General features: G+C 68.2%; 10 protein-coding genes, 2 pseudogenes and 1 CRISPR repeat array (1 of these 13 running past the window's edge). Of the genes and pseudogenes, 6 read left to right on the top strand and 6 right to left on the bottom strand.

All coding sequences use genetic code 11. The annotated features are described in order from the left end of the window. Nucleotides 1-124: 124 nt before the first annotated feature. Complete coding sequence (locus tag ACIBAI_RS22800; protein WP_399036886.1) at nt 125-604, bottom strand: hypothetical protein; 480 nt, start codon at nt 602-604, stop codon at nt 125-127. Nucleotides 605-1,085: 481 nt separating this feature from the next. Here ACIBAI_RS22800 and ACIBAI_RS22805 point away from each other — a divergent pair, with 481 nt between their 5' ends. From ACIBAI_RS22805 to ACIBAI_RS22825, 5 genes and pseudogenes are all read left to right on the top strand, one after another. Next, entirely contained in the window at nt 1,086-1,226 is a 141-nt protein-coding gene (locus tag ACIBAI_RS22805; RefSeq protein ID WP_399036888.1) for a hypothetical protein, read from the top strand. Next, nucleotides 1,223-1,963, top strand: coding sequence for a tyrosine-type recombinase/integrase (locus ACIBAI_RS22810; RefSeq protein WP_399036889.1), 741 nt, complete (start codon nt 1,223-1,225; stop codon nt 1,961-1,963). Before ACIBAI_RS22805 ends, ACIBAI_RS22810 begins: the two co-directional genes overlap by 4 nt. Next, nucleotides 1,960-2,289 (top strand): annotated as a pseudogene (locus tag ACIBAI_RS22815) (helix-turn-helix domain-containing protein). Before ACIBAI_RS22810 ends, ACIBAI_RS22815 begins: the two are co-directional and overlap by 4 nt. 103 nt (nt 2,290-2,392) lie before the next feature. Next, nucleotides 2,393-3,955 (top strand): hypothetical protein, encoded by a 1,563-nt coding sequence (locus ACIBAI_RS22820; RefSeq protein ID WP_399036891.1) that lies wholly within the window; start codon nt 2,393-2,395, stop codon nt 3,953-3,955. Nucleotides 3,956-4,320: 365 nt separating this feature from the next. Next, nucleotides 4,321-4,689 (top strand): hypothetical protein, encoded by a 369-nt coding sequence (locus ACIBAI_RS22825; RefSeq protein WP_399036892.1) that lies wholly within the window; start codon nt 4,321-4,323, stop codon nt 4,687-4,689. A gap of 230 nt (nt 4,690-4,919) precedes the next feature. Here ACIBAI_RS22825 and ACIBAI_RS22830 read toward each other — a convergent pair whose 3' ends face one another. The 5 genes and pseudogenes from ACIBAI_RS22830 to ACIBAI_RS22850 form a co-directional block, all read right to left on the bottom strand. Then, nucleotides 4,920-5,387: a hypothetical protein gene (locus tag ACIBAI_RS22830; RefSeq protein ID WP_399036894.1), complete on the bottom strand. Its 468-nt coding sequence runs from the start codon at nt 5,385-5,387 to the stop codon at nt 4,920-4,922. An 86-nt stretch (nt 5,388-5,473) separates the two neighbouring features. Next, complete coding sequence (locus tag ACIBAI_RS22835; protein WP_399036895.1) at nt 5,474-6,073, bottom strand: transposase; 600 nt, start codon at nt 6,071-6,073, stop codon at nt 5,474-5,476. After that, nucleotides 6,001-6,537: pseudogene (locus ACIBAI_RS22840) on the bottom strand (winged helix-turn-helix domain-containing protein); the annotation flags it as partial. The pseudogene ACIBAI_RS22840 and the gene ACIBAI_RS22835, both read right to left, overlap by 73 nt. Nucleotides 6,538-6,880: 343 nt before the next feature. Then, entirely contained in the window at nt 6,881-7,093 is a 213-nt protein-coding gene (locus ACIBAI_RS22845; RefSeq protein ID WP_399036896.1) for a hypothetical protein, read from the bottom strand. Between the two features lie 123 nt (nt 7,094-7,216). Beyond that, nucleotides 7,217-8,116: a hypothetical protein gene (locus ACIBAI_RS22850; RefSeq protein WP_399036898.1), complete on the bottom strand. Its 900-nt coding sequence runs from the start codon at nt 8,114-8,116 to the stop codon at nt 7,217-7,219. 49 nt (nt 8,117-8,165) lie between these two features. Between ACIBAI_RS22850 and ACIBAI_RS22855 the strand changes: the two genes are divergently transcribed. Continuing rightward, on the top strand, nt 8,166-8,510 hold the full coding sequence (locus tag ACIBAI_RS22855) for a recombinase family protein (RefSeq protein WP_399036930.1): 345 nt from the start codon (nt 8,166-8,168) through the stop codon (nt 8,508-8,510). A gap of 70 nt (nt 8,511-8,580) precedes the next feature. Further along, nucleotides 8,581-10,802: a CRISPR direct-repeat array (repeat unit 29 nt; unit sequence GGGACCATCCCCGCGGGCGCGGGGAGCAG); it runs 3 nt beyond the window's last position.

Below are 10,802 nucleotides of genomic sequence, written 5' to 3' on the forward strand. Positions count from 1 at the left end.
TGGCGGCTCCCGCGAAACGAGCAGCCGAAGCCGGTGCGCGTTATGAAGGTCGCTTGCGAAGGCGGGCAGGCTGCCCGCCCAGACGGGTGCTGACGAAGACCTCTGAAGATGGCCCTGTCCGCAGTTACGTGAAGATCGGGATTGCAGTACGCAGGAGAGGTCGGCGAGTCGTTAGGGACCATCGCTGAACCCTCGGGCGGCCGCTCCCCAAGGCGGCACGTGCTGCTTCCATGCAGGCATAGCGGTAGTCACGCTTGTTGGAAACCTGTTCAGGCGTAACGGTGTTACGCAGGTGCGCGTGGAGCGCCTTGGTGTAGTCATAGGCAGCCTGCGCCATCTCGTGAGAGCAGACCAACTCGACGGCCTTCTTCACCAACCAGAGATCGTGCAGTTTCTCATCCTGAGCGTCCTCAGGAGCCGACAGACCAAGTGCTCCGTGGTCGAGTATCAGCTCGCCCCGTTGCGCAGCAGCAAGAGCTTCTTTGAGCTCGGCGCGCAATGCACCTGTGCGTTGCTGCCGATCACACTGAACCTCGATGCGGGTTGCCAGATGCTGCCCGACGAGGGTCCCCACGGTCCCGAGGACACCGATCAGGGCGAACATCCATCTCCCAAGGGTGCGAGGAGCAGGCATGGATGCAGCAGCAGGTCGGCGCCGAGCGGGGGACCATCCCCGCGGGTGCGGGGAGCAGGCCTCCCGGAAAGGCCGACGGGCCTGTGCGACATCCCGTGGGTTGCTCTGAGCCGCGCTGAGTCCACGACCTCGTGGCCAGGGGGTTCCTTTTCTCTCCGGCAGTGGTTCGCGGGCTGACGTAACTTCGAGATTCCTGAAGCATTCTCACCATGCCTGATCGGTTCAGGATCGGGGTGAAGGTGAGAGGGCTCGGGTTGGCGCTGGCTGTCGTACGAGACCTACGCGATGTCCGGCTGCCGGCCACGGCGGAGGAGCTGGAGCAGTTCGAGACCGACGTGCTGGCAGGGTCGTGCTGGCGCGGGCCTCAGCCGGGCTGGCGGACGGCACGATCCGCGGCGACGTCGGGCACCTGGAGCAGATGCGGTCCTGATTCGGCCGACCGCTGTGGGAGATGGAGCCGCCCGACGCCGACGCGTACTTCGGGAAGGTACTGCGAGCATCGCCGAGCGGCACCCGGCTGGGGCGCTCTCAGGCGCTGACCACGTACTTCCTGTTCCTGGAGCTGCGGCACAAGGTCGAGGTCACCGGATGACCGGCCGGGTGATCGAGTGCCCGATCGACGAGATGAACCGGCCGCGCGGGTCGAAGGACGCGGCACTGCGGATTCCGCCGTCCGGGCCGGAGGTCAAGACGCTGTTCACCGGGTGGGGCGGCGAGCTGGCAACCTGCCGGAAGTTCGCTCCGACCGCCCGGAACTACACCGCCGCCAAACTGATGTCCCAGGTCGGGCTCCGGGTCAGCGAGGCGTGCAAGCTCGATCTGGCGGACATCAAGTGGGACCTGGGGCGCTTCGGCAAGCTCCACGCCCGGCACGGAAAGGGAGCCCGGGGTTCGGGCCCGCGCGAGCGGATGGTCCCCCTGATCAACGGCGCCGACCGCACGCTCCGCTGGTTCGTCGAGGACGTCTGGGGCCAGTTCGACGACGACCACACCCGCCCCGGCGCTCCGTTGTTCCCCTCCGAACGCAGACGCGCCGACGGCTCCTCGGGCCGGGTCGGCGACGATGCTCTGCGCAATGGGCTCAAGGCCGCGGCCATGGCGCATCTGCCGGGCTGGGGCGACAAGCTCACCCCGCACGTCCTGCGGCACTTCTGCGCGTCCGAGCTCTACCTCGGAGGACTCGACCTGATCGCGATCCAGGAAGTCCTCGGACATGCCTGGATCGCCACGACCATGCGATACGTCCACGTACAGCAGACCCGGGTCGAGGACGCCTGGGTGGCCGGGCAGCAGCGGGCCGCGAAGCGGCTGGAAGGACTTCTGCGATGAAGTGGAACCTGCGGCTGACCGCCGCGAACAAGGGGATCTAGAAAGCTTCCGAGCTCCAGCGGAGCCTGGCCGAGCACGGCCTGGTGATCTCGGCCGGGAAGATGTCCGGGCTGTGGTCCGGCCAGCCGGTCTCCCTGAAGCTGGAGGACCTGGACGTCATCTGCGTCGTCCTCGGCTGGGAGATCGGCGACCTCCTGATCCCCGAGCCGGAGAAGGGGCACCGTCCTGGCCAGGAGGAGACGGTCCGGGCGGCTGTCGGCTCGGAGACCGCCGCACCGAAGGTGATCCCCAAGCGCCGGGACGGCCGGTCGCTGCCGCCGGAGTGATCCGGTGGCACGCTTCCCGAAGGGCTACGTCAAGCCCACCAGTTCCTGCCCTGGTTGCCTGGCCTGGGGCGACTTCCGCGGACGACTCTGCCACACCTGCTACATGTTCAGCCGCAGGCACGACGCGGCGGAATGCACCGGCTGCCGTCGCGTCCAGCCGCTGAAGTGGAACTACTGCCGCTTGTGCTGGTGCCAGGCCCGTCTCAGTGCGAAGACGGCCGACGGCCGACTCTCAGACGAGGCGGACGTGCGGGAGCGGCTCGCCGGCGTCCGGCACCATCAGCTGTTCTTCGTCCAGATGCACTACCGCAGAAGATGGACGCCCCCGGCCTGGCGGAAGGGAGGATGGCGTGGTGCCCCGCGCAAACCATCTCCCGCGCCGGCCTGGCGCCCGGACCCCGGCTGGCGGCAGCCGCCGCTGTTCGAGCAGATCCCCCGGGACTTCGGCCGACTCGACCCGGCCGACGCCGACCTGGCCAGCCTGTGGCTGGCCTGGGCGAAGTACCTCGCCCACCGATTCGCCGAGGCCCGCGGCTGGGGACGCAACATCCGCTTCGCCGTCAACCGGGGTCTGGCTGTCGTCCTCACCGACCACGTCGAAGGCGACGTGATCCGGCACACGGAGATCTTCGCCCCGCTACGGGCCTGGGACCTGCCCGTCGGCCACGTCGTCACGGTCCTGGAGGAGATGGGGATCTTCGAGGACGACAGCGAACCGTCTTTCGAACGCTGGCTCGTCGGGCGCCTGGAAGGACTCGCACCCGGCATCCGCTCGGAAGCTGAGCGCTGGACCCGCGTCCTGCGCGACGGCGGCCCCCGCAGTCTTCCGCGACGGGAAGGAACCGTCTGGCTCTCCCTCGACCAAGTCCGCTCAGCCCTGCTGGAGTGGTCGAACCGCTATCACCACCTGCGGGAAGTAACCCGCGACGACGTCCTCACCTACGTCAAGACACTGCACGGTCACCAGCGGAATAACCAACTCGTCGCCCTGCGCTCGCTGTTCACCTGGGCCAAACGGCACGGGCTGGTCTTCCGCAACCCCACCAGCCGCATCAAAGTCGGGCAGAACAAGTACATCGTGCTCCAACCGCTCCTTCCGGATCAGGTCGAGAGCTCTGTCGCGGCGGCCACCACCCCGGCGGCACGGCTCGTCCTCGCGCTCGCGGCGGTCCACGCCGCCCGGGTCGCCCAGATTGCCACCCTCACACTCAACGACGTCGACCTCGGTAACCGCCGGCTGACCATCGCCGGACGCGCGCGCCCGCTCGACGACCTCACCTTGAAGCTCCTGACGGACTGGCTGGACCACCGACGCCGCCGGTGGCCGAGCACAGCGAACCTCTACCTACTGATCAACAACCAGACCGCCAACACCACCAGCCAGGCCAGCAACCACTGGATCAGCGCTCCGATGCGTGGGCAGGACGCCACCCTGGAGCGGCTTCGCGTCGACCGGCAGCTCGAAGAAGCCATGGTCCATGGTCCTGACCCCCTCCACCTCGCGGAGGTCTTCGGGCTCGACGAGAAGACCGCGATGTGTTACGCGGACTCCGCGCGGGCACTGTTGGAGCAGGTTGCCGAGACCGCCCCAGAGACTCCACTACCAGGCCGACGTCCCCCTGACATCGAGCCACCGAACTCGCGGGCTCCCTCGAATCACGCCTGACTGTCAACGGATTCGAGACAATGCGCCGTACGGGAAAATAGGCTCCGAGAGAGGCTGATATGCCTGAGGACCCAAATGCATCAACGCCACAGCCTGACAGTGACGCAAGGCAGGAACCGGAACCGCAGCCTGAGCCGGGCCCAATACAGCCATGGGCGCCGTTACGCGACCGGACGCATTGGGCGACGCTCGTAGTTCTGCCGCTGCTAGGGGCCATCTCATTCTGGGCAGTTCAAGGCCTGTGGGGATGGATCTGGGGCGAGATCTCCGGACCACCCGGGCTGACCGCGTACACATCAGGCCCCACCCCCTGCACACCAGCCACGCTTCCCCTCGTACTGCAAGCGAAGACCGATGAGGCCATCGTGGTCACCGGCATCAGAGTCAACGTCCTGTCCGCAGAGGCTCTCCCGAAGGACGAAGAAGAGCATTCCCATCCGAACAATTGTGCAGTTACTGCACATGAATCCATGTTTGATGTGAACCTTACGCAAACCCCTGTCTCGGTTGTGCCAACGGCCAGAAGGGCCGAACCCGATCGCACAGACTTCCCCTTCACGGTTTCCGCCGACCATCCGAAACAACTGACACTCAGGATCAATCCTGGAAAGCGTGATGTCCGATTCTCCCTAAAGGTCGAGTGGGTCGCCGACGGTGAGTACGGCAGCGCAATTCTCGACAACAGCTCTGATCGTGATCCCCGCAAAGGCCACGGCTACCGCGTAACAGGGTAAGACGATCGGCTACGGGACGCGCGCCAGCGAGTTGATCGCGAACCTGCGGGTTCATCCCCGGAAGCGGAGCATCGCACCCGCGGGTTCGGGCTGAAGGGACTTCAGTTTCCTTGAACCCGCGGGCCTCACGGGTGTGAGTAGTTGCGGTACAGAAAGTGCCGCTGAGATTAATCTCGGTCGACTACTGAACTTGAACTCGTGATGTCGGGTTCATCGCGGGCTGACGTGCGTCAGATGCGGGCCCTGACTTGCCGCACTGGATGTCCGAGTGCGTCCCCGATGGCGGTCAGTTCCTCGTCGCTGAACCAGGCGCGCTCGGGGTTCCAGATGGCGATCTCGAATCGAGCAAAGCCACAGGGCCAGTCGTAGTCCAGTGCGTCCAGCGAGGTCGCGGTGCCGCAGCAGGGGACCACCACGGCGAGGGTTGCGAAGCCGTCGTCGCAGTGGGCTTCGAGTAGGTCGCCCCACCACTCGGTGTCGATCGACGCGCCGCAGTGGGGACAACCGATCTTCTGCAGATTCTGACCACAGTCAACAACGGTGAGTGTGTCGTGCCAGGTGACGTCGATCTCGACGTCGACGCCGCCGGGGAGCCCGGGGGCCAGGTCCTCCACAATCGACGCAGTGCGGTCAGCCGCGGCCTGCTCAGACTGCCACTGCGGGTCGGTCGGAATGACAGAGAGGACGTCGTCGCTCATGGGCTCACTCGATTCGTCGGGCGGGAACCTCATCCAGGCGACGCGATGCTACTGATCGCGCGTGCGGGTGGCAGGTTCCCAGCCGGTCACGCGTCGAGTGCCAGGCCGGTGCCGGTGAGACAGCCGTCGAGCAGCTGGGGCCGATACTGCAGCATCTTGAGCTTGCGTTTCACGGTCCGGGTGATCTGCCCCAGATCGGCGGCGGCGAGGTTGCCGAGGTCGTGCTTGACCAAGGACCACACGCCTTCCTGCGGGTTCAGGTCCGGGGCGTAGGCAGGTAGCTGGAACACTGTGAGCCAGTCGGTGTTCGCCGCGAAGAACTCGCGCAGATCTGCGGTCAGGTGAATGCGGACGTTGTCCCAGACCAGCACGATCGGACCACCCAGCTGGATCCGGGCGCGGACCAGCAGGTCACGAAAGTCCCGCGAGCCGAAGCCCTTGGGCTGGTTCTTGCGTCCGCGGTATTCGCGAACTGCGTAGATCAGCCGCGACCGCTCACCCGCCTTGCAGCAAGTCATGCCCACCATGGACACCCGGCCCGAACCTCGGCCCCTGACGCGCACCACCGGGGTCTGGCCGACTCGGCCCCAGGTCCTGGCACGCGGCGGCGTAAGCGACTGGCCGGCCTCGTCTTCGAAGACGATCCAGCCGTTGCACGCTGCCGCGGTGCTCTTACCCGCGGCCACACCTCTTTCTTCCACAGCTCCACCGCGTCATCGTCACGCTCGATCGCGCGGCGAGCGGGCTGCTGCCACGACCAGCCGTGACGCTTGAGCAGTCGCCACGTGCCCTCCACCGTGTACGAGATACGGAAGAGCCGACCGATCAGCTTCTTGACCCGAGCCAGGGTCCACCGCTGGTCAGCCCAGCCGTGCGCGAGCGGTCCACGCTCCAACTCCCCCGCCAACCTCGCGACCTGGGCAGCACTGAGCCTCGGACGACCAGGCGACCCCTTCGAGGCGACACCAGCCGCTCCACCCTCACGCCACTGCCGCCGCCACCGTTCCACCGATCTTTCAGACACCCGCAGAGCGGCGGCGATGTCCTTGTTCCTGTCCCCGGCTTCAAACCGAGCCACCGCATCCAGCCGCACTCGCTCCCGGGCTGCCCTCTCGGCGTCGGTCAAGCCGCCACCCTGCGCGTACCTCACAGGGACAGCAGTACAGCGCAGCGGGCTCAACTCTCAGCCGAACGACCCGACATCACCCAATCAAGTTCAGTAGCGCACCTAGGCTGTGCGCCTACCACGGGTCCAGCCAAGGTACGTGCAAAACGGGCCATGAGATGATCTTGAAGGTCGATTCACTGTCAGCCGGTTCGGAGGGCGGCGAGGCGGCTTGAGCTGCTTCGGCGGCTTCCGGGTACACCTGGCGCTTCTTGTGTTCGGCGAGCGCCCGGTAGATGCTGGCCAGGCCGGGGTTCTGGCCCTTGCGCTTGCCGGTAGGGATGATCAGGTCGATCTGTTCGACGGACTCGCCCGCCGCCCGGCGCCGTCACACCTCGGAGGCGTACACCTTCGGCGTCCGGCACTTGCCGCCCATCCGCCGCCGGTGCGAAGCGGCGACGTTCCCGACATGCTGCCGTCCGGAGCCGACATAGCTGTCGCCACACGTGTCGCAGCGCCAGTGGTAAACCTTCGAGCGGGGCAGGGCGTCGGGCTCGCGGTTGGACGTGATCGCCTTGAACAGTAGCTTCAACAGGTTCATCGTCGTCGTTCTCCTCGTCTGGGTGGCCCCGACCCTTGCCGGGGCCATCACATCGTTCCGTAGGGGTCCAGCCAAGGTGAGGCAAAAAGCCGCCACGGGATGATCTTGAAGTCCTGGTAGGGGTCAGGCGATGACGAAGGGGATGAACGCCACCTCGGCACGGGGAGCACTGCCCGGATCTCCGCTGCCCCGGACAACGAAACCCCACTGCCGGTCCTCGTAAGCTCTGCTGGAGTCGAAGGAGTCGCACTGCGGGTGGGAACGGATCGCGGCGATAATGTCGGCGATCCGGGTATCCGGGTCCTTCTCCCGGTAAAATATCAGCAGAGACGTCCGGCGGCCGCCGTTGTCCGTGTACCTGAGCAGCTGGTCCAGCGCGTTGGTGACCGACTTCGGCCCGGTGTAGAACTTGCACTCGGAGATCGACACGTTGCGGTCTCCGACTCGGATTAGGATGTCCGTCTTGCCCTTGCCGTTCAGGGTCTCGCCCGTGGACTGCCCTTCAAAGTAGGCGTTGAGGGCGACGAGCAGCACGTCTCGCAGCCGCTCCTCAGGCATGTCGGAGGTCAGGAGGCCCAACCGCTCCATCGCGTTGCGGGCACCACGCAGAAGCCTGAGGGATTCCGCGTACGCCCTGGCGTCGTGCCGCGCCACCTCGGGCCGCCACTCGCCGACCGGCAGAATCTGGAGGGTCGGGCTGACCTGGTAGCCGTCCCGGGCCAGCGCGGCTGTAATCTTCGCCAGCGTCCCGTCCCAGCCGTAGGAGCCGGTGCACTTATCCAGCATGCCCTCGAACGCGCGCAGGGCCCGCTGTACCTGTCCCTCGTCAGTCCAGTCAACGCCTTCGGCGAAGGAGCTGAAGACCTGCTTGCGAGCTCCACCCGAGCGAGTCTGCGCGGCCTCCACGGGAGAGAAGCCCTCACCTGTCCAGCATGCTCGCAGGGGACTCAGCTCGATGATGGAGCTGAGCTCCCAGAAGAGCTGGCGCGTCCGGGCGCTGACTATCTCGACAGCTGTATCCATCGGGCCAGGTTAAGAGCCTGAACCGTGTCGGTGACGACGTTTCAGGTACATCGCTCTCTGTACGTGGAACCTCGACACCACCACTTCCGGCGGCCGACTCGTCTTCCACGTCTTCGCCGCGCTCGCCGAGTTCATCCGCGAGCTCATCGTTATCGGCACCAACGAGGGCCTGGCCGCCGCCCGCGCCCACGGACGAGTCGGTGGACGTCCCAGCGTCGCCACCGAGGAAGTCATCCGCGCCGCCCGCGACCTGCTGCCCGACCCTGGCCGCTCCATCACCTCGATCGCCAAGCTCCTGGGGGTCTCACCCGGCACCCTCTACAACCACATCCCAGACCTGCGGGAACTGCGCACCAGTGCCGTACCCCGGCAGCTCCAAGCCCTCGCGAAGTAGCCCAGCGCCAGCAAGATCAATCTCAGCGGCACTTTCTGTACCGCAACTACTCACACCCGGCCACCGCGAGAGGACCATCCCCGCGGGTGCGGGGAGCAGATGTGCTGGGCTTGGATCTGGCGGACGTAGTCGGGACCATCCCCGCGGGCGCGGGGAGCAGGACAGGACCACGTTGGTCATGCCACCGTCGGAGGGACCATCCCCGCGGGCGCGGGGAGCAGGACGTGAGGATCACGTCTAGGCCGGCGTAAAGGGGACCATCCCCGCGGGCGCGGGGAGCAGGACGTGAGGATCACGTCTAGGCCGGCGTAAAGGGGACCATCCCCGCGGGCGCGGGGAGCAGGGCTCCGGGTCCCGGACCCATGCCCGGACCGTGGGACCATCCCCGCGGGCGCGGGGAGCAGGGCGACCAGCCGCGGGGGGAGCCGGCCGCGCAGGGACCATCCCCGCGGGCGCGGGGAGCAGAGCGCGCGGGCCTGCTCCGTCAAGGCCTCATCGGGACCATCCCCGCGGGCGCGGGGAGCAGCAGCTCGCCGTCACCGACGTCGTTGATGCGGAGGGACCATCCCCGCGGGCGCGGGGAGCAGGAGGACCACTTCCGCAGCCGTAACGTCTACGAGGGACCATCCCCGCGGGCGCGGGGAGCAGTGTCCGGCCGTGAGCCCGATCGCGGTCAGCGCGGGACCATCCCCGCGGGCGCGGGGAGCAGGTCAACGGAGTTCCGGGAGTGACCTACAACGTGGGACCATCCCCGCGGGCGCGGGGAGCAGGCCCGTACTGGCACGGAAGGGCAGGCCCACGGGGGACCATCCCCGCGGGCGCGGGGAGCAGAAGGCCCACAAGACCCGCAGCCCCAGCCGCGAGGGACCATCCCCGCGGGCGCGGGGAGCAGGGCTGCTGCTCAGTTCCTCGCGGGCGCGGCCGGGGACCATCCCCGCGGGCGCGGGGAGCAGGCCGCGCGCACGTCGTTGACGACGAACTTCGCGGGACCATCCCCGCGGGCGCGGGGAGCAGATCACGGACGGGGCCGCGCCGGGTGTGCACAAGGGACCATCCCCGCGGGCGCGGGGAGCAGTCCACCAGCGTAGCGGCCCGGATGCGGCCCTTGGGACCATCCCCGCGGGCGCGGGGAGCAGCCCCGGGCCATCTCCCGTAGCGGGATCCATGTGGGACCATCCCCGCGGGCGCGGGGAGCAGGCAAGTACGGAGCGACCCCGCACGCAATTCCTGGGACCATCCCCGCGGGCGCGGGGAGCAGGAGGAACTCGGCTGCGAAGGTGTCGGCCTCGCGGGACCATCCCCGCGGGCGCGGGGAGCAGCGCCACCCGGTGATGCGCATCAGGTCGTCCTCGGGACCATCCCCGCGGGCGCGGGGAGCAGAGCTCACCGCCCGCGCCCTGGACCTGGCCGTTGGGACCATCCCCGCGGGCGCGGGGAGCAGACCGCCCCGCAGGGGCGCCGCCTGGAGTTCGGGGGACCATCCCCGCGGGCGCGGGGAGCAGGTGCTCGGGAGCAAGGCGCTTCATGAGCTGCCGGGACCATCCCCGCGGGCGCGGGGAGCAGTCCTTCTTCGGTGCGTTGATCGAGGCGACGCCGGGACCATCCCCGCGGGCGCGGGGAGCAGCACCTCGACGACCGGCACCTGCCACTCGGCGGGGGACCATCCCCGCGGGCGCGGGGAGCAGTGCACCGTGTTCCCGGCCGTGACGGGCTCCATGGGACCATCCCCGCGGGCGCGGGGAGCAGAGAACGCGGTACGCACCGATGAGCGCGTCGACGGGACCATCCCCGCGGGCGCGGGGAGCAGATCGACACGACGAACGAGCCGGAGAACGGCCAGGGACCATCCCCGCGGGCGCGGGGAGCAGGGCGAAGGTCACGAGGGCCAGGACGAGGGCGCGGGACCATCCCCGCGGGCGCGGGGAGCAGTCCAAGCGGCGCCGGCGCGGATTCCTCGAGATGGGACCATCCCCGCGGGCGCGGGGAGCAGCCGAACGTCGCCGAGGTGAAGGCACAGCTGGAGGGACCATCCCCGCGGGCGCGGGGAGCAGAAGGGGTCACGCAGCAGCGGACCGTGCGCCGGGGGACCATCCCCGCGGGCGCGGGGAGCAGGCCGCAGGCAGCTATGTCGACTTCAACGACGCGGGACCATCCCCGCGGGCGCGGGGAGCAGGATGCGCAAGCGATTCAGCCTGTCGAATTTGCGGGACCATCCCCGCGGGCGCGGGGAGCAGGCGGTCGCGGTCGACTCCGGGACCGGGGCGGCGGGACCATCCCCGCGGGCGCGGGGAG

Source organism: Streptomyces sp. NPDC051041 (assembly GCF_044456065.1).
Lineage (GTDB): Bacteria > Actinomycetota > Actinomycetes > Streptomycetales > Streptomycetaceae > Streptomyces > Streptomyces glaucus.